At 61.6% G+C, this 19640-nt stretch carries 29 protein-coding genes; 4 read left to right on the top strand and 25 right to left on the bottom strand.

The features are described from left to right. Positions 1 to 46 precede the first annotated feature (46 nt). From IG194_RS02670 to IG194_RS02570, 22 genes are all read right to left on the bottom strand, one after another. Entirely contained in the window at positions 47 to 799 is a 753-nt protein-coding gene (locus tag IG194_RS02670) for a DUF4391 domain-containing protein (RefSeq protein ID WP_058487223.1), read from the bottom strand. Positions 800 to 802: 3 nt separating this feature from the next. After that, positions 803 to 3991: a helicase-related protein gene (locus IG194_RS02665; protein ID WP_058487224.1), complete on the bottom strand. Its 3189-nt coding sequence runs from the start codon at positions 3989 to 3991 to the stop codon at positions 803 to 805. A 321-nt stretch (positions 3992 to 4312) separates the two neighbouring features. Next, complete coding sequence (locus tag IG194_RS02660) at positions 4313 to 5695, bottom strand: tyrosine-type recombinase/integrase (RefSeq protein WP_058487225.1); 1383 nt, start codon at positions 5693 to 5695, stop codon at positions 4313 to 4315. Positions 5696 to 6017: 322 nt separating this feature from the next. Next, a complete protein-coding gene (locus tag IG194_RS02655; RefSeq protein ID WP_058487131.1) occupies positions 6018 to 7130 on the bottom strand; it encodes a tyrosine-type recombinase/integrase in 1113 nt (370 codons plus the stop codon). Further along, entirely contained in the window at positions 7130 to 7342 is a 213-nt protein-coding gene (locus IG194_RS02650) for a hypothetical protein (RefSeq protein WP_043270643.1), read from the bottom strand. Before IG194_RS02650 ends, IG194_RS02655 begins: the two co-directional genes overlap by 1 nt. 40 nt (positions 7343 to 7382) lie before the next feature. After that, complete coding sequence (locus tag IG194_RS02645) at positions 7383 to 7757, bottom strand: hypothetical protein (RefSeq protein ID WP_192353636.1); 375 nt, start codon at positions 7755 to 7757, stop codon at positions 7383 to 7385. Positions 7758 to 7902: 145 nt separating this feature from the next. Then, on the bottom strand, positions 7903 to 8025 hold the full coding sequence (locus IG194_RS33000; RefSeq protein ID WP_263866482.1) for a hypothetical protein: 123 nt from the start codon (positions 8023 to 8025) through the stop codon (positions 7903 to 7905). Continuing rightward, positions 8018 to 8377: a hypothetical protein gene (locus IG194_RS02640; RefSeq protein WP_043270640.1), complete on the bottom strand. Its 360-nt coding sequence runs from the start codon at positions 8375 to 8377 to the stop codon at positions 8018 to 8020. The genes IG194_RS33000 and IG194_RS02640 overlap by 8 nt, the downstream gene beginning before the upstream one ends. Further along, complete coding sequence (locus IG194_RS02635) at positions 8377 to 9090, bottom strand: hypothetical protein (protein ID WP_058487133.1); 714 nt, start codon at positions 9088 to 9090, stop codon at positions 8377 to 8379. The genes IG194_RS02640 and IG194_RS02635 overlap by 1 nt, the downstream gene beginning before the upstream one ends. A gap of 3 nt (positions 9091 to 9093) precedes the next feature. Continuing rightward, the gene (locus tag IG194_RS02630) at positions 9094 to 9291 is read right to left on the bottom strand and encodes a hypothetical protein (protein WP_058487134.1); all 198 of its coding nucleotides are present in this window, start codon (positions 9289 to 9291) and stop codon (positions 9094 to 9096) included. Between the two features lie 88 nt (positions 9292 to 9379). Further along, on the bottom strand, positions 9380 to 9700 hold the full coding sequence (locus IG194_RS02625; protein ID WP_058487135.1) for a DUF4406 domain-containing protein: 321 nt from the start codon (positions 9698 to 9700) through the stop codon (positions 9380 to 9382). Between the two features lie 2 nt (positions 9701 to 9702). Further along, positions 9703 to 9975: a hypothetical protein gene (locus tag IG194_RS02620; RefSeq protein ID WP_058487136.1), complete on the bottom strand. Its 273-nt coding sequence runs from the start codon at positions 9973 to 9975 to the stop codon at positions 9703 to 9705. A 55-nt stretch (positions 9976 to 10030) separates the two neighbouring features. Then, positions 10031 to 10747: a hypothetical protein gene (locus IG194_RS02615; protein WP_058487137.1), complete on the bottom strand. Its 717-nt coding sequence runs from the start codon at positions 10745 to 10747 to the stop codon at positions 10031 to 10033. Positions 10748 to 10794: 47 nt separating this feature from the next. Then, positions 10795 to 11577 carry a DNA cytosine methyltransferase gene (locus IG194_RS02610; RefSeq protein ID WP_192353635.1) on the bottom strand — a complete coding sequence of 261 codons (783 nt, stop codon included), beginning with the start codon at positions 11575 to 11577 and terminating at the stop codon, positions 10795 to 10797. Between the two features lie 2 nt (positions 11578 to 11579). Further along, a complete protein-coding gene (locus tag IG194_RS02605) occupies positions 11580 to 11960 on the bottom strand; it encodes a hypothetical protein (protein ID WP_058487138.1) in 381 nt (126 codons plus the stop codon). Beyond that, on the bottom strand, positions 11957 to 12274 hold the full coding sequence (locus tag IG194_RS02600) for a hypothetical protein (protein ID WP_058487139.1): 318 nt from the start codon (positions 12272 to 12274) through the stop codon (positions 11957 to 11959). The genes IG194_RS02605 and IG194_RS02600 overlap by 4 nt, the downstream gene beginning before the upstream one ends. A gap of 59 nt (positions 12275 to 12333) precedes the next feature. Continuing rightward, the gene (locus IG194_RS02595) at positions 12334 to 12516 is read right to left on the bottom strand and encodes a hypothetical protein (RefSeq protein ID WP_058490340.1); all 183 of its coding nucleotides are present in this window, start codon (positions 12514 to 12516) and stop codon (positions 12334 to 12336) included. Continuing rightward, positions 12513 to 12827 carry a hypothetical protein gene (locus IG194_RS02590; RefSeq protein ID WP_058490339.1) on the bottom strand — a complete coding sequence of 105 codons (315 nt, stop codon included), beginning with the start codon at positions 12825 to 12827 and terminating at the stop codon, positions 12513 to 12515. The genes IG194_RS02595 and IG194_RS02590 overlap by 4 nt, the downstream gene beginning before the upstream one ends. Further along, positions 12827 to 13090 (bottom strand): hypothetical protein, encoded by a 264-nt coding sequence (locus IG194_RS02585; protein ID WP_082996256.1) that lies wholly within the window; start codon positions 13088 to 13090, stop codon positions 12827 to 12829. Before IG194_RS02585 ends, IG194_RS02590 begins: the two co-directional genes overlap by 1 nt. Positions 13091 to 13429: 339 nt before the next feature. Continuing rightward, complete coding sequence (locus IG194_RS02580; RefSeq protein ID WP_058490338.1) at positions 13430 to 14482, bottom strand: hypothetical protein; 1053 nt, start codon at positions 14480 to 14482, stop codon at positions 13430 to 13432. Positions 14483 to 14667: 185 nt separating this feature from the next. Beyond that, positions 14668 to 14913 carry a hypothetical protein gene (locus tag IG194_RS02575; protein WP_083540415.1) on the bottom strand — a complete coding sequence of 82 codons (246 nt, stop codon included), beginning with the start codon at positions 14911 to 14913 and terminating at the stop codon, positions 14668 to 14670. A gap of 10 nt (positions 14914 to 14923) precedes the next feature. Next, positions 14924 to 15211 carry a hypothetical protein gene (locus tag IG194_RS02570; RefSeq protein WP_058491109.1) on the bottom strand — a complete coding sequence of 96 codons (288 nt, stop codon included), beginning with the start codon at positions 15209 to 15211 and terminating at the stop codon, positions 14924 to 14926. 702 nt (positions 15212 to 15913) lie between these two features. Here IG194_RS02570 and IG194_RS02565 point away from each other — a divergent pair. Continuing rightward, positions 15914 to 16252, top strand: a complete 339-nt coding sequence (locus IG194_RS02565) for a DUF1654 domain-containing protein (RefSeq protein ID WP_058491107.1) — start codon at positions 15914 to 15916, stop codon at positions 16250 to 16252. A gap of 48 nt (positions 16253 to 16300) precedes the next feature. Here IG194_RS02565 and IG194_RS02560 read toward each other — a convergent pair whose 3' ends face one another. The 3 genes from IG194_RS02560 to IG194_RS02550 are packed head-to-tail and all read right to left on the bottom strand — an operon-like array spanning position 16301 to position 18760. Beyond that, a complete protein-coding gene (locus IG194_RS02560) occupies positions 16301 to 17137 on the bottom strand; it encodes a DUF3037 domain-containing protein (protein WP_058491105.1) in 837 nt (278 codons plus the stop codon). Beyond that, positions 17134 to 17877 (bottom strand): HipA family kinase, encoded by a 744-nt coding sequence (locus tag IG194_RS02555; RefSeq protein WP_064987621.1) that lies wholly within the window; start codon positions 17875 to 17877, stop codon positions 17134 to 17136. Before IG194_RS02555 ends, IG194_RS02560 begins: the two co-directional genes overlap by 4 nt. A gap of 40 nt (positions 17878 to 17917) precedes the next feature. Beyond that, a complete protein-coding gene (locus IG194_RS02550; protein ID WP_064987622.1) occupies positions 17918 to 18760 on the bottom strand; it encodes a helix-turn-helix transcriptional regulator in 843 nt (280 codons plus the stop codon). A 95-nt stretch (positions 18761 to 18855) separates the two neighbouring features. Between IG194_RS02550 and IG194_RS02545 the strand changes: the two genes are divergently transcribed. Genes IG194_RS02545 through IG194_RS02535 form a run of 3 tightly spaced genes read left to right on the top strand, consistent with a single transcriptional unit; the run spans position 18856 to position 19639 of the window. Then, positions 18856 to 19083: a helix-turn-helix domain-containing protein gene (locus IG194_RS02545; RefSeq protein WP_058487142.1), complete on the top strand. Its 228-nt coding sequence runs from the start codon at positions 18856 to 18858 to the stop codon at positions 19081 to 19083. Continuing rightward, on the top strand, positions 19080 to 19220 hold the full coding sequence (locus IG194_RS02540; RefSeq protein ID WP_160329383.1) for a hypothetical protein: 141 nt from the start codon (positions 19080 to 19082) through the stop codon (positions 19218 to 19220). The genes IG194_RS02545 and IG194_RS02540 overlap by 4 nt, the downstream gene beginning before the upstream one ends. A gap of 5 nt (positions 19221 to 19225) precedes the next feature. Further along, the gene (locus tag IG194_RS02535; protein ID WP_058487143.1) at positions 19226 to 19639 is read left to right on the top strand and encodes a hypothetical protein; all 414 of its coding nucleotides are present in this window, start codon (positions 19226 to 19228) and stop codon (positions 19637 to 19639) included. The last annotated feature ends 1 nt before the right edge of the window (position 19640 follow it).

Here is a 19640-nt window from a genome sequence, read left to right as displayed (position 1 = left end):
TTAACGGTTATTGGCCAGGGGCTGCTGTTTGCAGCAGGCCATCCGCCTAAAGTTTTGCTTGGGCTTCGTCGAGGGCCTTTTGCAACTGCTTCAGTTGCAGGTTTAGCTCCACCTGGCGGGCAATTTGCTGAGCCTTTTGAGCCAGGGTACGTACTGCGCCGATCTGCGCTTGTAGCTCGATGCAGGCTTGCAAGGCTTGGTGCCTTGCAGCGGCATCTGGCGGGCTGCTGGCCATGCGAAAGCTGCCGGTAAGATACGCTGCCTGCAGTGCCAGCAAGGTATCTACCCAACCTTGATAGAACGCGTAGAGGTTGCTGCGCGGTTGTCGCTCCAAGCTTACTGCAGCCAGAAAGTCTGCCTTAACGTGGGGGGCAGCCTGCAACGCGACAGTGGCGATATCTCCATCGAGCACGATTTTACCGGCTTCGTTCTGTGCCCAGCGTTTGTGGCAGACGGAAAGCTGTAACGAGTCCGGCGTGCTGACCAGCACTAGTGTCGGGTGCGGTACAGCACGGTGCAGCAGTTCAATCAGCCTGGCCGGCCGTGCGGATTGGCGTAGGTTGAGGTGCAGCACAGCTGCCTCCACATACTCACGCTGAGCGTCACGGTAAGCGGGGATTCCGCAATTGCCTGGCTTAAGTGCGGCTACCCACTGAACCTCTTCGACGCCGTCATTAATCTGCTGGCGATCCGAGGTTGTGGGGGCAAGATTCTCAATCAACAGCTTCTTGGCCACACGTTGGTTGACTCGCGCCTGTTCTGGTAGCTGCAGGGCTGCAATGATGTCCTCGGCAACCACGGCTTACTCCTGCGGCAAGATGACCATAAAGGCGATTACCTCGAAGTCGTTGCTGCCGGCGAACTCGCCCTTCATCGCATGGCTACCGGCCGGATTGAATAGGCTGGCAATGGCGCGCTCTTCGCTTTTGCCGGCTACAGATGACACGGCTGCTGCCAGCAGGCTTTGTGCATAGCGCATGTCTTCGCCCTGTTTGGTTACCTCGTCGAATCGACTGCCAGCGCTGGCATCAGGTAGTTCACGGCCGAGAGCCAGATGCTTGAGCCGATCCAGAATGCGTTTGGCCTGGGTGAAGGGCAGTAGCACGGTTTCATCTTCGGCCACATGGACGAGATAGTGGGGGGCGAGTGGGTAGCCATCGCTGATCTTGTCCGCCGCTTCCCCCTCTGCGCGTAGGCAAAAAATAATGCCAGGCGGTATGTCCTCGTCGCGAGTTGTAGTAATGGCACAGGCTCCCAGTGGCATGTTCTCCAACACGCCGGGATGGGTCTTTAGGTACTGGGCCAGGTCTATGCGGAAGTCGGTGAGGGTGAGGTCAGTGATCGAAACGCCACTGGATAGGTCTTCCAGATCAATAACGGCATCCTGCAGCTTGAGTAGCTGCTTGCGGCGGTATTCCAGATCATTCATCGCATTGCCGGACTGTGCCTCGATCAGGTTCTCTTCTCCGGTAGCCGACACGTCTAGTAGAACCATGCGGCCGCTGACGCGTTGCTCCAGATTGATGTATTCCTCCAGCTCCATGTTGGGCCAGAAGTTGACCAGCTGGATGTGCTGGTTGGGCGAGCCGATGCGGTCGATACGACCAAAGCGCTGGATGATCCGCACCGGGTTCCAGTGGATGTCGTAGTTGATCAGCCAGTCGCAGTCCTGCAGGTTTTGGCCTTCGGAAATGCAGTCGGTGGCAATCAGCAGATCCAGCTCGCCTTCCCCAGCCAGGTCGGCTGGGCGCTCTTTAGAGCGCGGGGAAAAGGTCGTCAGTATCGAAGCTAGATCGGTACGAAGGCCTGGGATGGTAGTTTGGTTGCGGCCGGAGCCAGTCACCAAGGCTGTCTGTACGCCCAAGGCTTCGTTGGCCCATGAGGCTAGCTGGTTATACAGATAGCGGGCCGTATCGGCGAACGCGGTAAAGATGATGACCTTGCGATTGCCTGGATTGATTGGATTCGTGCACTTGTCGGCGAGCATCTTGCGCAGCTCCGCCAGCTTGGCATCACGCTGGGGCTGGACTTGCTGTGCCGCCGATAGCAGGGTGGCTAGGCGGTTGCGATCTTCCAGTAGATCCTGCTTCCAGCGCACCAGGTCAACGTCGCTCAGCAGCACTTTGACCTTGCGGCCGACCAGCAATGATTCAAACGCCGGGTCGTCGATGTCGACATCGGCTATGTCGATCTCTTCAATCTCGTGGGTGTGCTGCTCGATGCGTTCGAGTGTGCGCTCGACATCTTGGAGTTGACGCTCAAGCGTCAATGCGAACGATGAAACGGCACTTTCCATACGCTTGAGCACGTTGATCCGCAGCAGGTGGATCAGGCTCTCTTCTCGGTCAGCTTGGCGGAAGAAGCTCTCGCCGCCACGAATCTCCGTGCTGTATTTGGCGTCGTATGCCGCTTGCTTATGCTGTAGGACGTAACGCAGAGGCGCATAGCTGGCGAGGTTGAGCCGGCGAATCTCTTGGTTGATTTCACGAATTGCGCGGAACTGCCCGGCAGCATCCACGTCAGCTTTGATGTTTTTCGGGGGGAGGCGAGTGGGGAAGCGGCCGGTTTCAGTGGTACCGTAGTACTTCTCGATATGCCTGCGTGAGCGGGCGATGGTTAGTAGGTCGAGTAGGGTGAAATAGTCGAAGCCGAGCATTTCGACCAGGCGCTCTGGCGTCTTCTCACGCTCATCAAGATCCAGCCAGCGATTGAATTGCAGCTGGGCTTTACGGGTAGTGGCTTCGATACTGCTGATGCCATGCTCGAACAGTGCGTTGTCATCGCCCTCGGTTACGAACGCAATCTGGTTTCGCAGATCAGCCAGACGGTTGTTGACCGGGGTGGCTGAGAGCATCAGGACGCGGGTTTTCACACCTTCGCGGATGATTCTGCGCATGAGTCGGTCGTAGCGCGTTTCCTGGCCTTGGCGTGGCGCTTTCTTGTTGCGGAAGTTATGCGATTCGTCGATCACGACCAGGTCATAGTTGCCCCAGTTGATATGGGATAGGTCGAGGTCGCCGGATAGCCCGGCCTCCCGCGATAGGTCGGTGTGATTGAGGACGTCGTAGTTGAAACGATCTGACGCCAAAACGTTGCGCCGGTCGTTTGCCTTGTAGAGCGTCCAGTTGTCACGCAAGCGCTTCGGGCACAGCACCAGTACGCGGTCGTTGCGCAGTTCGTGATACTTGATGACGGCGAGTGCTTCGAAGGTTTTTCCCAGACCAACGCTGTCAGCGATGATGCAGCCGCCAAAGCGGTTGAGCTTGTCGATGGCACCCACAACGCCATCGCGTTGGAACTTGAAGAGCCTGTTCCAAACCACCGTGTTGCGTATGCCAGTGGCAGATTTCACCACGCGTTCTTCATCCAGCCCATCGTCCTTCTCTTTGAAGAGCTGATGGAGGACCAGGTTGTACAGCGTGGCCGGCGAGCGCTGTTCGGCAATCTCGCGCAGGACGTTCAGCAGTTCAGATTTGTCACTGGGGCGGGCATTCAGGGTTTGCCATTGGTTATCGAACCAAGGCGCAAACATCGCCGCCTCCTGGGGAGACTCGCTGGCCTGAATCAGGCTCATGGGGTTGCCGGGCGTTATGCCGAGGCCGTCGGTGGTCAGTGCAAAGGAGCCCATGACGACCTGATCGGGCGTGCCGGCGGCATCCCTCAGTAAACCGATACCTTGAGGAATAACTGAATTGGCGCGTTTCAGCTCGACCTTGGCATTCAGCCATTGGTGGCAGCGCCGAGCGAGGCTGCGGGCAGTGAGATGATTACGTGCAGCTCGGTCTGCTTCTCCACCAAGCAGTCCTAGGTTCTCGCTGTCGGACGGCAGAATCAACTGAACTTTGCGCAGTTGAGCGAGGGCTTTGGCCAGTTCAGAGAATGCAAACAAGGAGAGCGCTGGGGAGGCACAGGCTAGCTGGTGATCTGCTTTCATTCGCTCGTTGAGCAAATCGATCACTCGGTCTTGGCCGGCGTTTTGGATCAGCCTCATTGCGTGCTCCCTTGCGCAGTGATTCACAGTTTCCCGGCATCATAAACGCGTTTGTATGCGTGGCGCAGCGTCTACATGGCGGTGAGCCAGCATGCAGTCAGCGGTTACTGCGGGGCATCATTCTGTAAGGCAGGCTTGATTGTCGCTCCTGTGCTGGCTTGCAGGTCAGTCCTGAGGACTGCTTTCATCGACATGAGCAGCTCATTCGTTTATGGATGATCGAGGGTAGGCCCGAATATGGGCGATTGGTTACAAACCTACACTTTATCCAACACCTGGGTGGGGCGTGCTTAAGCCTCAAGGCGCTTCGGTATGACATTCCTAGGTGGTCAAGATGGCTTCGATGTGTCCTCCGAGCACTCTCCATGCCTCGGCTTTTTCCTTCGCGTAGTCATGATGCAAATAGTGTCTGCGCACCTTGGAGCCGCCCAGTAAGTGGTTCTGACAACGATCGATGATCTCCAGCGTCACCCCCAGCTCCTGCATCATGGTCGCACCGGTACGGCGTAAGTCATGTGGTGTCCATTCCCTCTTAGTACCCTTACTCAGCACCAATGAGTCGTCATGGTGGCGGCCAGTAAGCGGCTTGCTGCGATTCTTGAAGCGGCACTGCCGGTCACCAATTAGCTTGCTGACTGTCTTGGTGTCAACGTGGCTATTCTCATCCTTGCTGGGGAAGCAGAAGGGCGTATGTCCGGTTTCTTCTTTTAGGCGTTTGAACTGGTTCAGCGCGAATGGCGACAGAAACACATGGTGATCCTGGCGTTTGCCCTTATGTCCTTTGGTGGCTTCGGCAGGGATGAACCAGGTGCCTTTCTCCAGATCCACATGCCGCCATTCGGATTTGAGCAGTTCACCGATACGGCAGAGGGTACTCAGGCAGATCCAGATGGCACATTGCACGCGCGGGTTTACTGGCCGAATGCCGGAGTATTTCTGGCCGGCGGGGAGGGCATCGTAGTCACGTTCCAGGCGGGCGAAGATGTCGTGCAGCTCGCGGATTTCGTCAGGGGAAAGTAGTCGGTCCCGCTGTTCCTCGTAGTCGTGGTCAAGCAGCTTGTTGACGTCTACCAGGTCGGCCGGATTGCCGTCGGCCATAAGGGTGCGCCACGGCTTTCGTTTCTCGGCCCAGCGCAGCATCTGTCCGATGTCCTTGCTGCGGATCACCACGGTGCGGTTTAGGCCGCGTGCTTTGACCGAGCGCAGCACGTTGAGCAAGTCTTTCTCGGTCAGAGTGCGCAGCGGCTTCTTGCCTATGAGCGGTAGCACGTCCTTGGTGAAGCTGCGGCGCAGCTCGGCGTTACCGTCCTGACGAGATACGCCATCGCGCATCCACTCCTCGAAGAGATCGGCGACTGTCTTGTTCTCCGCTGCCTGGCGCTCGGCTTCAGCGATGGTGGCCGCGATAGCGGCTTGGGCTTCGATCTTGGCGGCCTTGCGGGCGGCAGTGGGATCGATCCCCTTTGTGACTGTCGCTTTCACTTCGTCGCGCTCGGCACGAATCTGCGCCAGCGATTTCTTGGGCCAACTGCCCAAGCGATGATCGCGTTTCGCTCCATCCAGTTTGAACTCGTAGCGAAACAGGACAGTGACGCCTTTTACTCCGGCGCGAACTTTGGCGACTAGGCCGCCATCTTCACGCAGTGTCTTGCCGTCGTCGGCCGAGGTGAGTGCTTCCAGTTGCTTCGCCGTCAGTTTTGCCACCTTCTACCCCTTGCCCGGTTCGGTCGCCTTGGAATTTTGCCCCACTTTTGCCCCACCGAATCGTTTGGCTGTCGGTGGATGCTCGTGGATCATGATGGACGCTAATTTAGCCTGTATGCCCCGTATTTACTAGGGTGTAGGCGATCCATCAGTGTCCACTAGCATCCATGTAAATCCATTAAATAAGCGCATGGGGTGCAAGGGGTCGAGTGTTCGAATCACTCCGTCCCGACCAAAAATCCCAAACGGCTCAAGCACTTACAGTGCTTGGGCCGTTTTCATTTCCGGTCCCGCGCAAAACTGGCGCAAAATGCGCGCAAAACTACCGGGCGAATTCGCTGATATCCAAGTCCGGAATCGCGTCTGCCCAGACCACTTCCTCGTGGTCGCGCTGATAGTTTTTCGTCATCTCCTCGCTGGCGTGGCCGGCGATTTTCTGCCCATCCTTTCCGGCTTTCTTGTACAGGTGCAGCGACAGCGCCCTGACCTCATGGAAGCCCGGCATTTCCTCTTCACTCCACCCCGCATAGCAGCCTGCCGCATCCCTGGCATCCTTGAAGGCCCTGGTCAGATAGCGCTCCTCGATCTTCGTCCAGTGCTCCTTCTGCTCCGCCTGCTTTTGCTTTTTCCGTTCTGGCCGGCGGTGAATCAGGAAGGGGGACGGGATGTTGTCCCGGCACCTGCTGAGCACGGTCTGGAGCTCGGGCGTCACCCGGAAGCGAATCCAGGCCGCGTCGCTGGCCTTGGCCGTCTTCTGCTGGACAACGTACAGAAACCCGTCGCGAACGTCGTCGAATCGCATGGCCAGGATGTCGGTCCGGCGCTGGGCGGTGATCAGCGCCAGGTCGATCGCGTTCTGCAGCCAGGCTGGCGCCTTCTCGCGAATTGCCCGCAGCCCCTCTATGGTATGCCGCTTGCGCTGCTTCTTCTCGATCTTCGGAATGGTGCAGATAGCTGGGTTGTCCGGGCACAGGCCTTTCGCCACGGCGTGGTTGAATATGTCTACCAGAAGCGCCCGGGCCTGGTTTGCTGCCCGGGGCGTCAGGCTATCGAGCAGGTCAGCGATCATGCGGATGGTGATCTCGTTGACCGCCTGGGTGGGCCAGGCCTTCCGGAATTGCCGGAACCGTACTTCGTACAGATCGAGCGTACCCTTCGCCAGTTCGCGCGGCGGGAGGATTTTCTCCTTGTAGTGGTCGAGGAAGTCGACGAACAGATCGGTGGATCCGCCTTTCACCTTGGACACTAGGTCAGCCCCGCCAATGAACTCCATGTTCAACTGCTTGGCCGCGTTGATTGCCTTGGCCCGGTCGGCGCCAAAGGGGAACCACTTTCCATCCGTCGGCCTTCTGTAGCGGTAGGTCCCGCGCCTGGAGTCCAGGTAGAGGTTCTCGGGGAGCCCCTTGTTGGCCTTGTTCCGTGGGCGAGGCGACATCACGCTGCTCCTCGAAGGACCATGGCGACCAGGTCGTTGCTGGTCGACTTGCTGAACGCCGTCCAGTCGACGAACCAGAGTTTGCCGATCCGCTCGCCCGGGAGAATGCCGTCCCTGAGCTGATTGCGGATTGCCTGGCCGGACAATGGTGTTCCGTTGGTGCCCCAGCGGCGCCGCTGGAACTCGCTGATCTTGATGAGTTCTTTTCGCATAGCAATGCCTCAATGCGCCGGCGTACCGGCGCCGCATGAGTTAGGTGTTGGGTTCGGCGAGGCTCTTCAGCAACGTCTGGAGTTGGCGCACCTTCTCCAGATTGGCGGCGTTCGCCTCCAGCCCCTGCTCGATCGTCAGGGCGGCTTCCTCGACGCGCGCCGCCAGCGCCTGGACCTTCGCCGAGAACTCCTCGCCCAGCGTCTTCAACTGGCTGGCCAGGTCGCCGAGCAGTTCGATGGGGCTGGCGCTGGTGTTGCCGGCCTTCGCTGCTGGCTTGATGCTGGTGACGATCCGGGGCATGGGTTGGTCCTTCTGCTGGGGTGGGGTTCTGACCTCGGTGCGCAGGAACATCTGGCGGTCGACTTCGCGGACCAGACCGGCGTCCTTCAGGTCGTTCAAGCAGGCGCGGATCACCGACAGCTCCGCGCTGCTGTGGCCGCTGGCCGTCAGGGCGCCCTTGATCTGCAGGGGCGACCAGGGCGATTGATCGGCACCACGTCGTAGACCTTGCGCGCCACCCCGGTCTGCGCCTTGAGCAAGGCCTGTTGCCTGGCCGGCGTCATAGGCTGCACCCCCACTGCATGGCGGCGAACGCTGGGAACAGCGGCACGGCAATGGCCGCGCCGATGGTGGCCAGGCCGAGCAAGACGATGCTGGAGGTGATGAGCAAGGCCCTACGCATGGCCACCCCCTTCCGGCACGCGGCGCTGAATCGCTTTCTCATACAGCCGGGCAGCTGCCCGGCGGCGTTGCTGAACTTCGGTGCTGTCAGGGTTATAGTTCGGGCCGAGGTAGTCCTTGGGTGACTTCTCCATGGCGCGCTTCACCCGGTTGAAGCTCTCGTCCCGTTGCCAGGTAGGGCTGTAGACCAGGACCGGCTTCTTGCCCTCCTGTTCGGCCTCCGCCAGCTTGAACAGGGCGTTGCGGTCGAACGTCATCAGGATGTCGAGCGCGCACACGGCGTACCTGAGTTCGTCCACGGTCGGTTTCTCGCCGGCCCTTGCGGCCTCAATGATCGCTCCGAGGGTGCGCATCACTCACCTCCCTGCGCCGATGCGCTGGCAAGCAACGTCTTGGCTGCTTCGATTGCCGCGAATGCCTTGTTGTAAACGTGGACCGAAGGTGCTCGGGTTTGCACCAGGGCCCCGCACTCAAAGAGCAGGTGATCTGCCCATTCGACAGCCTCGCGCAACTCCTTCGGCACCTGCCCAGCCTGGGCGACCGGAGCTACCGGGGCGGCGTAGAGCATAGGCAGCCAGCCAATTGGCGTGCCCTTGCCGTCCGTGAAGTGGTCGTGTTCCCAGCACCAGCCGACGACCTGCCAGAGGTCCTCGCCGTCGTTTGCGAAGTTGTTCTGCCCAATGGTGGCGAATGGACCATCGCCATCGTCGATGCTCATGTCTTCGAAGTTGACCAGCAGCCGGATAATCGAACCGTTCTTCGGTGCAGTATCCATGGGCCGCCATTCCTCCGGCCGCTCCAGTTCCGGTGCCAGGGAGGGGAGCGCCAGGGCGGCGCGGGATGCCTCAATGGCCGCATCGGTGACCGCATTGCGGTGCGCGGGCAGGTAGCCGATCAGCGCCATGTAGGCCTGCTCAAGCGCGCTGCGCAGGGAGTTCCGCTCCCACTGCGCGCCCTCTGCCTGCCGCTTCACTGCCCCGTCTATCTCTTCGCATGCATCTGCCCAGGCATCCCCTTCCAGGTTCTCCAGCCAGTCGCAGGCGTTCTTCTCTTGTTCCTTGCTCATGGTTTAGTCCTCGGCGGGGTAGAGGCGGGTGCCGCGCTCGCCCTGCTGGGCGACGATGGCGGCCTGGATCAGTTGGCGGCCGAGCTGCAGGGCCTGCTCGGGGTCGAGTTTGGCGCCGAGGCGGGGGAGGCCCTCGACGACCATGAAGGGCTTGCCGTCGAGCCCGTGGAGGTGCTCGACGGTCAGTTGGATGGGTTGCATGGTGCGGGCTCCCTTGCCGGCGGGGTGCAGCGCAGGCAGTCGCATTCGTTGGTGGGGCGGCCGGTGCCGCGGCAGAAGGTCGGGCGGGTCATGCTGCGGTCCTTGCGGGCTCGGTGATGGTGTCGGCCATGACGATCTTCATTCCCAGGTCCACGGCCAGCGCGCGCTCGATGTTGGCGCCGCGGGAGGCGAGCCAGCCTGGCAGCAGGGCGATGGTTTCGCAGGTGACCAGTTGGGCCAGGGCCAGGCGCATGTAGCCGGCCCAGGTGCCGCAGGCGGGCGCCGCGTTCTCGGCCGGGTTCTCGACGTGGTAGCCGAGCTGGCGCAGGCGCTCGGCCTCGGCGTGGAAGGCCGGGTAGTTGAACTCCGGCAGGCCGGTCATGGGGCCGGCGAGGTAGATGCGCACCATCGCTATTCCCACCCGAGCATGTAGGCCGGCTCGGTCAGCTCGGCCAGTTCCTGACGCAGGGACTTCTCCAGCGGCACCACCTTGCCTTCGTCTTGGTCGTAGGCCTGCATGACGTCCAGCACTTCGTCGCGGACCAGGACTACTTCGTCCAGGGCGAAATCCTCTTCTACGTAGCCGCATTCCTCGCACATCACTTCGATGGCGCCGGCCGGGTCGTAAGCGGCCACGATGTCGTTGTCGCCTACCTGGTAGGCCTTGAGGGTTTTTTCGGGCATGACTTGTCCTCCGCGCCTGGCTGGCGCGATAAAGAGCTTTCGGATGGGAGGAGGGTTAGGCGGCTGCGGATTGCTTCTGCGCCAGGATTTCGCGAGCTGCGTGGCGGATCATGTAGAGCTCGCGGATCAGGGATTCAGATGGCGTGGTGACACGGATCTCCCACCAGTCCGGGCCCAGGCCCAGAGTCTCGCAGTGCTCGTTCATGAACACGCCTGCCTGGTGCTGGTCCCCGATGTCGGTAGCTTCAGCGAGCAGGTCTACCCACTCGCCCCACTTCTCGTCGGCGTCATCCTTCCGAGCCTCTACCCGAACGAAGGCGCGAAGCTCTGCCCAGCGACTGCCAGTTGGGCCGCGCTCCTTCTCTTCGCGTACCCAGGCGGGTAACTCATCGTAGGCATCGTAGTCAGCCTCATCGGAGATGCGTTGGCAGATCCCCTCGATGAGCGCGCCGCGGAAGGCGGCCTCGTCGAAGTCTCGCGTCTTGCACTTCTCGTCCAGCTTCGAGTGGATGTAGTAGCCGACGTCGTCGCCGGCCAGGAAGTCCAGGCCGTAGCCCAGGCCGACGCCGAAGGTCAGGTTAGCGATGTCGCCCACGACGGCGATGCCGTAGCGGGTGAGCATGATGTCGAAGGCATAGGCGCTGGTGCCCGGCTGCTGGCAGCGCCAGACCTTCACGTCATCGGCATCTACCAGTGGTCGATACTGGTGATTCTTCAGGTACTCGGCGGCCTCAGCCCGGCGCTCTTCGCGCAGCTGCTCGTAAGTCTTCATGGGGTGTCCTCGCGCCGTAGTGGCGCAATGGCATGGAGTGGGGTAGGTCAGGAAGTTGCTTCGAGGTAGGCCGCTATGAACTGCGTCGCCGCTTCAGCATTGATGGCGTTTCCATAGGCGCGCAGGCGTCCACCTCGATCGGTATCGCCATCAGCCAACGGCTCAATGCCGGGTTCAAGTAGACGCCAGGAACCGTCGGCGCCTTCCATTGGGACCGCGGCAGACCATGGAGACAAGCCGCATCGGTCAGGGTGACCCCGTGGTGCCGACTTCCCTGCCTCCGGCTGCTCGTTGCATTTCGACTCCCGATGGCGTCCTGGGCGGTTGGTGTTGGCCACGATCCACAGGCGTTGCCTGAGGTGTGGTGCGCCGACCCCCGCAGAGCAGATATCGAACGCCCAGCAGGCGTAGCCCGCTCCTTCCATGTCAGCCTGAACAAGGTCGAACCACGCGAGGCCAGCCTTGCTCGCAACCTGCTCGCCAAACACAACCTTAGGGTTTCGCTCTCGGATGAGGTGGTGCCACGCCGGCCACAGATGCCGCTCATCAGCAAACCCAAGCTGCGCGCCTCCCTCGCTGAAAGGTTGGCAAGGACAGGAACCCGTCCAAACAGGTCGATCATCTGGCCAGCCGGCTCGGCGAAGGGCGAGAGACCAGACGCCGATACCGGCGAAGAAGTGGCATTGGGTGTAAGGGCGGAGGTCATCGGGGTGCACGTCCTCTATGGATCGTTCGTCGACGTCGCCCGGCGCGATGTGCCCGGCGGCAATCAGGTTGCGGAGCCACTGGGCGGCGTAGGCGTCGTGCTCGTTGTAGTAGGCGACATGCATGGCTATGCCGCACTGCGGTTCGGCTGTGCTCCGTAGGGCGCCCAGCCGACTTTCGGAGCCTTGGTCTTCTTGTCGATCAGGGGATTGCCCTTCTCATCGGTGAGGGTGACGCGCGCCTTGATGTGCATGTCGCGGCACTTCAAGGTCCGCCGCGCCAGGTGGATGAAGTCATCGGCGTACTGGGGCGAGTCGAACAGAGGACTGAGCTGCTTGGTCTTCGTGCCGGCCATGATCTCGTCGGCGCGCTTCTCACAGAGCGCGAGCCACTCGGTCATGGGGATGCCAACCTCGCCCTGCGGGGTTTTTCGAGTGATCTTTACGGTCTTCCTGGCCTGTTCAAGCGCCACATCGCGAGTCATTCCGAATACGGCGAAGGTGCTCATATCCGATCCTCCAGCCGCTTCGCCCACGAACTGATCGCAGTCCGCAGGTCATCGGTCATGTCGTGCTCGCCGAGGAGCGCGCGCAGATTTTCCAGATCCATCCTCACGCGGCGCTTGAGAGCCCTGCGCTCGTCATGCAGGCAGTCGAGCTCGGACTCCGCCTCGCGGAGCTGGCTCTGCAGCTCCTCCAGTTCGGATTCGTGATCGGTCTCGCCGGCCGCGATGCGCCGGGCGAGCTCTACGGCGGCTTCCGGGCAGACGCCGGCGTAGCCTTCCAGCTCCTCGTCGGAGCAGGCTTGAACGGGTAGGGTCATGGTCTTCTCCAGATGGAGTAACCCGGCCCCGTTTACGGCGGCGCCGGGTATCTAGTTGGCTATCGAGGTAGGCAAGGCGCGCTCATTCCGCCGATCTCTACCTGGCGGATGCGCTGCCGCAGCCAGTCGGGGTTCACGCCAAGGCCGCTTGCGATGTGCTGCCAGTCGATGCCGGCAGCGCGGAGTTCGTATGCCAGGGCGAGCTCGTTGTTGCCCAAGCGACCATTCGGCCGGGCGCTCATTGCTCGCTCCGATCGAGGGCGGCAGCTTCGCGCCGGCCCTCCGCTTCAAGCCTTCGCGCCACGCTTTCGCTGATCGTGATTTCGTGGAGCGGAACAGCCAGCAGCCGCGCGGCGCCGTCCGGCCCCAGGGCATGCACATTGAGGATCAGCAGTTGCACGGCCTCGGCTTTCTGATCGATGTCACTCCAGCGCATCAGGTCGTCCAGCTTGGCCAGCACACCAGGTCGAACCCGGTGCCGCAGTTCCTCCTCGCCGACCTCGGCGCGCTTCGCCGCAGCCTTGGCGGAGCGCTCCTGCTGAGTCTTCGCCATCAGCCTTCCGTCCCCAGGTTGTCGCGCGCCTGCTGCTCCAGTTCGGCGGCGCGCTGGCAGGCCTCGTTATGGCTACGGCGGAACCCGCGCACCAGGCCGGTGGCGGTCTCGACGATGTGGAAGAAGCCGCGCCCGGCCGGCTTCACCTGGAACTTCGGTGCCTCCACGTCCAGGCGCCGGCGGACGGCGAAGGCGTCGCGCGCAGCGGCGGTCTGGCGGAGCAGGTCGGCCAGCTGCTGCTGGCAGGGGATCAGCTGTTGCATGGCGTTTCCTCTGTTGGGTGGTTTCCTTTCGGCAGCACTCGGTCGCGCGGCTGGTGCGCCGGTGGGCGCCGCGGTGAGTGCTGTCGGAAAGAAACTGGAGAGTGAAAGGCCGGCGGTGCCGGCCTTTCGGTCTCACAAACGCCGCCGTATGTGAGTGTTTCGCGGCGCGCCCGGCGTTGTTGCCGAACTACCTGGGTTGATGGTCTACATGGCTGCCACTCCTCCTGCTGGGATCGACCGGAGGCGCCGGCCGGCGCGTGGAGCGGAGCGAACGTCCGGCGCTTCCCGGAATGCGTCAGGCCTGGCTGCGCTAGCCCCTCGACTCGTTCGCTGTTCTGGTCATTCGTCTGCTTCGACGAACTCGCCATCGGCGTTCAGCTGGTACCAGGTGCCTGGCTTTATGCCGTCCTGACCGGCGATGGCTGCCTTGATGTGCACGATTCGGGCGTACTCATCGCCTTCTGCGTCGGTATCGCGGTAGCAGAGAACGATGGCGCTGCCGGCGGATGCCCTGGCTTTGCCTCCGATGCCGGCGGCCATCGCCACTGAATGCTTGCCGGTGCTCGACGCCGCGCCGCGGTTGCCGGTGCTCGACGCCGCGCCCTGGTAGCCGGTGCTCGACGCCGCGCCGTAGTCGCCGGTGCTCGACGCCGCGCCCTGGTAGCCGGTGCTCGACGCCGCGCCGCGGTTGCCGGTGCTCGACGCCGCGCCGCGGTTGCCGGTGCTCGACGCCGCGCCGTAGTCGCCGGTGCTCGACGCCGCGCCCTGGTAGCCGGTGCTCGACGCCGCGCCGTAGTCGCCGGTGCTCGACGCCGCGCCCTGGTAGCCGGTGCTCGACGCCGCGCCGTAGTCGCCGGTGCTCGACGCCGCGCCGCGGTTGCCGGTGCTCGACGCCGCGCCGCGGTTGCCGGTGCTCGACGCCGCGCCCTGGTAGCCGGTGCTCGACGCCGCGCCGCGGTTGCCGGTGCTCGACGCCGCGCCGCGGTTGCCGGTGCTCGACGCCGCGCCGTAGTCGCCGGTGCTCGACGCCGGCGATTCAGGATCAACCGGCGTGCAGCGGCTGGTGGTGTACTCGATGGCCGCCTTCACCAGGCCGGCGATGGTGAGCTCGGCCTTGATGGAGATCTTGCGGCTGGCGACCTTCGAATCGTCGTCGTGGCGGCTCAGGTCGCCGGACTGCTCGACCAGTGCGAAGCGGCTACCGGCAGGGCGGTAGTAGCCGAACGTGTCCAGGGGATATTCGCAGGCGTGGAAACCTGAAGCGCAGGCTTCAACTTCGCCCTTGTGCTCATAGGTCTTGCCGATCTCGAACTGGTAGCCGCGGCAGGTCAGATCCTTATTGAAGCCCTTGTAGGCGACGATGGTTTCCTCGGTCTTTTTCTTGCGGGTCATGGTGCGTTCCTTGGGAGTGCGTGATGCCCCTGGCCGAGGGCGACGTGCGCGCTTTCGGCTGCCGGCTGCGAAGTCGGCATGCGAAAGAGGGCGAAAAAAGAAGCCCGGCGAACCGGGCGAAGGATGGGGAAGGTGATGCTCGTCGCATCCCGAAGCACCCGGCGCACCAGGTGCAGAAGTGATGCTCAGGCCTGGGGAGCGTCGCGGTTCGGGCCACCGCGCTGCGGCGCCCGCACCTGGTCGGCGGTAATGCCGCCGCCGATGACCTCGATGCGCCCCTCATCGAACCATTGGGCGCCTTCGATCTTCCCGTCGCGCGCCGGCGGCACCAGGCCGTACTGGTCGCAGCCGGTGAGGTACTGGCAACGACCGGTAATGATTCCCTCGAAGCCGGTGATCTTGTCCCGGCCTTTCCTTCCAAGCTCGATCATGGTTTCTGCCTCAGAAGAAAGTCGGCTGAGCGACTGCGCGCGTCAGCGCCATCAGACCGGTCTGGAGGTCCTTCTTTGCGATCGCGGCCCAGCGGCGCGGGCCGGCCGCATCAAGGCGCTCGACCTCTTCATCGGTCTCCATGCTGTTGGCTTTCTCAACCTGAATGCCGATGTGCTCCTCGACCTTGCCGATCAGTTGGGCGAGCTGCGGGCCGAAGGCCTTGATCTCGTTCATCAGGTCGATCTCGTTCTGGCTGAGTTCGCGGTAGCCGCTGATTTTCCGGTGCTGGTTGTCCACGGTGATTCCTCTGCTGGTGATTTCCCGGATGCCCCTGTCTCCAAGGGCATCGAGGAAATCGGTATTGCTCCCGCGTGCGCCTACTGGGCTTCTACAACCCGCGGGTGATGCTGTCCTCACCACTGCCGATAGCAGCTCGGACTCGATGTGTTTGGCCTTGGGCTTCCCTCGCTGCGCCTTCAATCGGCTTACGGAGCAGGTCATTGGGGGCTAGGGGTGATCTCGCGGTTCGCTGCAGCCCGGCGGCCTGATGATGTGGGCAGCTGCTCGCGAGGTGCCGATCCGAACATCGGCTGGGCTTAGTGCTTCATGGGCTGGTTCCTCCTCTGTGTTTGTTCCGCTCCATGCTCGTCGCCGGGTTTCCCCACCTCTGCCCGCTGCCGCTACTGGCGTCACATCGGGTGGCTCGCATGGTTTGGCGTCCTCGCGATATGGCGAGTCCGGCAGCTATCCAGAGGCTGCGTGGGCGACGGTTTAGCTTCTCGCCACCGGCCGGAGCCGGTACGTCGCTGGGTTCGTCTGGTTGTTAAAGAGCGGTGCCCGGGTGGGCTGCCGGTGAACTGGCGTGGAACGAACAATACGAATGCGTATTGGGCGTGTCAATACGCAAACGCATTATTTCGTATCAAAGGGAGGTCTTGCGGAAGGAAAGGACTGAAATTACTGTATGCACATACAGTATCTCTCAAGGAGGGAGCCGACATGGCCAAGCAGAAAAAAGGGGCAGCTGATCGGGATCGCGCAGGAATGACCGGCGTAGACCGGCTGCGCCTGAGGGTGTCAGCGATGATCAACAGTCCGAAGGCCCAGGCGGACCGTCGAACGACGATCTGGAAGCTGGACAGCGACGCGGACGTGGCGTGGCGCCAGGTGCTGGAGGAGTTAGCTGAGACGGACGGCCTTACGATGACCGCGAACGAGGATGGGACGGTGCTGCTGGAGTGGGAGGCTACCGACGAGAGTGATCCGGCATGGGAGGAGATGGCGGAGCCGGCCGACTTCGTCGTCCAGCATCTGCACGAGGAGCCGGCGCCGTTCTAGGAGGGAAGGGCAGAAATGAAAAGCCCCGCAGTGCGGGGCTTTTTCGTTTCAATGGATGGCTTCTGGAATACCTTGTCGAATCTCGTCCAACAGATTCTGCTCGGGCAGTTCGTTGCTGACGACTCGAACCGACTCGATCTCGATGAGTTGATCCACAATGTCGCTATACGCCGAGAGCAGCTTTTGCTTCTTGCTCGCCGGTGGCGCAGCAATGAACAGGGTGTCTCGAGCCAGCTTATTGGCTCTGTGGAGTCTGCGTACCTTTGCGAGCCAAGCATCGCCGTGCTCGAGTATCTTCGCTGGCTCATCGTGCCCCAGGTGAATGGGTTTGATGGCCTGAGCAGCGCCATCAGTGTCCAGAATCACATAGGGGAATTTCACCGGGTAGTCGGTAGTTCCTAATTTCTGTTCCTTGTAGCGCTGCTTGAGGTTGGCGGCTGCAAGCAGATGCCCAAGCTGACGCTCCAACACTTTCTCCTCATACTCCTTGCTCGCGAAGCTGAGGTTGATGTAGTGGTCAAAGATTGATTGGAGCGCCTCATCAACCCTCTCCACAGCGATGGTTCCAGGCGCGCTGAAGCGCATCATGGTCTCGCGTGGATGGATCAGGCTCTTGAATGCTGCAAGCTGAGTGGATTGCTGGTCCCGGTACTTGCTGAAGAAGCTCGACAGGCGCGCGAGCTCCTGCTCAACCTCGGTGCGCGCGCGGATGTATATTTTGGCGTCGAGCTTGTAGAAGAAATTGGTTACACGCTGGCGCTTGGTTTCGACTTTGTAGTGAAACTCGCCATTGCTGGCCAGCAGAACCACTCCGATATTCACGAACTCCCCCGTCTCGGGGTAGGGGAGGAATCGCAGGATCGAATAGTTGCAGAAGTAGTTCATAGCTGCCCCCAGAAGCGCTCGTCCCTGAACTGATGCAGCGTTTCAAGCCTTTGAAGCAGGGTGGGAATGGTTTCGTCGATCTCGTCCGAATCTCGGTAGATCCACTCTACCGGCAAAAGGGCTACGATCCTATCCCAATGCCCAAGGGCTGCGTCAAGTTCCTGTGCATATTCCTGACGAGTGACCAGGTCCTGGAAGTGCCCGAGCTGGTCGCGGAACACGTGGTCGTCGCAGAACTCTTCAGCGGTCAGATTGGCATCGAACGCCACGTTGTGATCGATCACCACTAGGCTGCCCTGTGAGTCCAGCAGGAGATTAACGTTCCCTCCGTTTTCCCCAAGGCATCGGTCACCGTTCTGAATCCACCAGTCGAATAGCAAGACTTTGCGCTGCAGTTCCAGCGGGACGCTTCGCAGGCTGGCCCACATCAGTTCGTTGACATTCTCGACTTGCCTTGAGGCGAAAGCAGGGCCGCCGGATAGGTCCTGAATGTTTTCCATGGGACTGAAGTCAATAAGGCCCTGCGGGATGTCCATGATTCGCCATTCTGGAATCGGCAACCCTAGGAGCGTACCAAGCTCAGCAGCGATTACCTCGGACATCAGAGAAGGCCCACCTGCGCGACTGAGCCCCTTCACAAAATAGCGATTTCCATCGTCGGCACGCACCAAGAACGGCCTGACGGAGATGCCCTGCTCACTCTGGCGGATGACCTCTATGGCAGTAACCCGATCAGGCATTCCATCTCCTTCGTAGCTCCAATCTCGGCCTCTGTCGCTGCTATAGCTTCTTGAAATTCCAGGCCCCAAGCACCCGGGCATGGAAGTGCATGTCGTCCATGCGGGCCTTCTGCGGCTCGAACACTTTGTTGTCGGACACCAGTTGGAAGTGCTCGGCATCCAGTAGCTGCACCCGCTTCACGAAAAGGTGGCCCAGCCAGGTGAAGACGTAGACGGCTTCCTCTACGAACTCGGTGATGCCGATATCGACGATCACCGGCGATTTATCCTCAATCGAGCCGGTCATGCTCTGGCCCCAGCCCGTGATGATCTTGAGGTTCGTGGGGGAGGTGTATTTGATCCCGAGGTCGTCCAGTTGGACCTTGTCCACCACCAGGTTGCGGACGAACTCCCGGTACTCAGCCGGGAGCTGGCCACCGCCCATGGCGGCGCGCACGTCGTACTGTGCGATGACGATTGTGTCGCCCTTCACCACGGTGGATCGGGAAAAGTCGCCGACGATGACATTGCTGGCCGGCGTCGGCGCTGGCGTCTCTGCTTCAACTGCATCGACGATCTTGCGCCGGGCGTCTTCGCTCAGGCCTTTTCCATGCTTCTCCAGCATTTGGCGCACGATGTCGGCTGATGATTTGCTCGCTTGAGCGGTCGGCGGTTCAGGTTCCGGGTTTCCATCTGGCGCCTTTCCCACCCCGTTCCACAGCCATTCGGTGGAGCTACCGAAGGCGCGAGCAATAGCCTGGACGTTGTCTTGGCGTGGATTCTTGGATTCACCCTTGATGATTCGATGAATGGTCGGCTGCGGAATGCCCGACCGCCTGGCCAGCTCCCCCTCGCTCCATCCCCTGCGGCTCATCTCGGATTCAATCCGCTCGCCAATCTTCATGTGCCCGCCAATAGAAAAACGTATCGGCGGAGTGTATTGCTCGGAGTAATACGTGTGCGTATTATCATTCATACGAATGCGCATTGGAGTCCGTGATGACCGTGCAGAAAATGATTGCCGCTCTGCTCGCAACGGGCCTCTCTCAGAAGGCCCTTGCAGAACTGGCGGGAACCACCCAGCCAACAATTCACCGTGCCGCTAAGGGGGCGGGCGTTCGCTACGAGACCGGCAAGGAGATTGAGCGGATTTACCACGAACGCTCCTCCTTGCAGCGCAGCGAAGACCAAGCCCCAAAAGCACAGGCCATGGAGGGCAGCCAGTGACTGCCGCTGCCGCCCAGAACCCCGCCCATGAAGACCGCCTTCGCGCCCTCGAGGAGGGCCTGCTCGAAATTGCAGAGGCGATCCACCAACTGCGCGAGGACATGAGTTCCCCGCCGCCCGAAGAGATCGAGGAGTAGAGCCCATGAGATACCCAGATCCGCCGCCGCGTCCCGAACTCGCCGCCCTCCAGCACAAGGAAGCCCTGGCGCTCAAAGCCATTGCCGACCTGAACGGGGCGCGGGAAAGGGCCGGCCTTCCGCGTGTTCACCTGGACGTGGTCGTCCAGGCCGCGGCCGCGAGCACTGACCGTCCGCCGGTTTGCGCGGGTATCGATGTGCAGGCCGCTGGCTGCGTTGCCCGGCTCCGCATGGAGGTGCCGAGCGTCCGCGAGGTGGTTCGTCTTCTCGGGGTGTTCAGCCGGGCGATCTGCCTGACCGAGGAAATCGCTCGCGGCGGCCAAGGCGGAATCGTCCGCATTCAGGAGATGGCGCCGGTGGTGGACGCCATCAGGGCCTACCTGGCTTCCATTCCGGCAGCCACCTCTGTGGAGCGCTAGA

It is taken from the genome of Pseudomonas sp. ADPe (assembly GCF_014843515.1).
Taxonomy (GTDB): domain Bacteria; phylum Pseudomonadota; class Gammaproteobacteria; order Pseudomonadales; family Pseudomonadaceae; genus Pseudomonas; species Pseudomonas citronellolis.
This window is presented reverse-complemented; position numbering and strand designations above follow the sequence as displayed.

Excerpts from the sequence above, each read along its gene's own strand:
- IG194_RS02665 (WP_058487224.1), bottom strand. The coding sequence starts at position 3,991 with ATGAGGCTGATCCAAAACGCCGGCCAAGACCGAGTGATCGATTTGCTC.
- IG194_RS02655 (WP_058487131.1), bottom strand. The coding sequence starts at position 7,130 with ATGTCGCCTCGCCCACGGAACAAGGCCAACAAGGGGCTCCCCGAGAAC.
- IG194_RS02650 (WP_043270643.1), bottom strand. The coding sequence starts at position 7,342 with ATGCGAAAAGAACTCATCAAGATCAGCGAGTTCCAGCGGCGCCGCTGG.
- IG194_RS33000 (WP_263866482.1), bottom strand. The coding sequence starts at position 8,025 with ATGCGTAGGGCCTTGCTCATCACCTCCAGCATCGTCTTGCTCGGCCTG.
- IG194_RS02640 (WP_043270640.1), bottom strand. The coding sequence starts at position 8,377 with ATGCGCACCCTCGGAGCGATCATTGAGGCCGCAAGGGCCGGCGAGAAA.
- IG194_RS02635 (WP_058487133.1), bottom strand. The coding sequence starts at position 9,090 with ATGAGCAAGGAACAAGAGAAGAACGCCTGCGACTGGCTGGAGAACCTG.
- IG194_RS02630 (WP_058487134.1), bottom strand. The coding sequence starts at position 9,291 with ATGCAACCCATCCAACTGACCGTCGAGCACCTCCACGGGCTCGACGGC.
- IG194_RS02625 (WP_058487135.1), bottom strand. The coding sequence starts at position 9,700 with ATGGTGCGCATCTACCTCGCCGGCCCCATGACCGGCCTGCCGGAGTTC.
- IG194_RS02620 (WP_058487136.1), bottom strand. The coding sequence starts at position 9,975 with ATGCCCGAAAAAACCCTCAAGGCCTACCAGGTAGGCGACAACGACATC.
- IG194_RS02615 (WP_058487137.1), bottom strand. The coding sequence starts at position 10,747 with ATGAAGACTTACGAGCAGCTGCGCGAAGAGCGCCGGGCTGAGGCCGCC.
- IG194_RS02610 (WP_192353635.1), bottom strand. The coding sequence starts at position 11,577 with ATGCATGTCGCCTACTACAACGAGCACGACGCCTACGCCGCCCAGTGG.
- IG194_RS02605 (WP_058487138.1), bottom strand. The coding sequence starts at position 11,960 with ATGAGCACCTTCGCCGTATTCGGAATGACTCGCGATGTGGCGCTTGAA.
- IG194_RS02600 (WP_058487139.1), bottom strand. The coding sequence starts at position 12,274 with ATGACCCTACCCGTTCAAGCCTGCTCCGACGAGGAGCTGGAAGGCTAC.
- IG194_RS02595 (WP_058490340.1), bottom strand. The coding sequence starts at position 12,516 with ATGAGCGCCCGGCCGAATGGTCGCTTGGGCAACAACGAGCTCGCCCTG.
- IG194_RS02590 (WP_058490339.1), bottom strand. The coding sequence starts at position 12,827 with ATGGCGAAGACTCAGCAGGAGCGCTCCGCCAAGGCTGCGGCGAAGCGC.
- IG194_RS02585 (WP_082996256.1), bottom strand. The coding sequence starts at position 13,090 with ATGCAACAGCTGATCCCCTGCCAGCAGCAGCTGGCCGACCTGCTCCGC.
- IG194_RS02580 (WP_058490338.1), bottom strand. The coding sequence starts at position 14,482 with ATGACCCGCAAGAAAAAGACCGAGGAAACCATCGTCGCCTACAAGGGC.
- IG194_RS02575 (WP_083540415.1), bottom strand. The coding sequence starts at position 14,913 with ATGATCGAGCTTGGAAGGAAAGGCCGGGACAAGATCACCGGCTTCGAG.
- IG194_RS02565 (WP_058491107.1), top strand. The coding sequence starts at position 15,914 with ATGGCCAAGCAGAAAAAAGGGGCAGCTGATCGGGATCGCGCAGGAATG.
- IG194_RS02560 (WP_058491105.1), bottom strand. The coding sequence starts at position 17,137 with ATGAACTACTTCTGCAACTATTCGATCCTGCGATTCCTCCCCTACCCC.
- IG194_RS02555 (WP_064987621.1), bottom strand. The coding sequence starts at position 17,877 with ATGCCTGATCGGGTTACTGCCATAGAGGTCATCCGCCAGAGTGAGCAG.
- IG194_RS02550 (WP_064987622.1), bottom strand. The coding sequence starts at position 18,760 with ATGAAGATTGGCGAGCGGATTGAATCCGAGATGAGCCGCAGGGGATGG.
- IG194_RS02545 (WP_058487142.1), top strand. The coding sequence starts at position 18,856 with ATGACCGTGCAGAAAATGATTGCCGCTCTGCTCGCAACGGGCCTCTCT.
- IG194_RS02535 (WP_058487143.1), top strand. The coding sequence starts at position 19,226 with ATGAGATACCCAGATCCGCCGCCGCGTCCCGAACTCGCCGCCCTCCAG.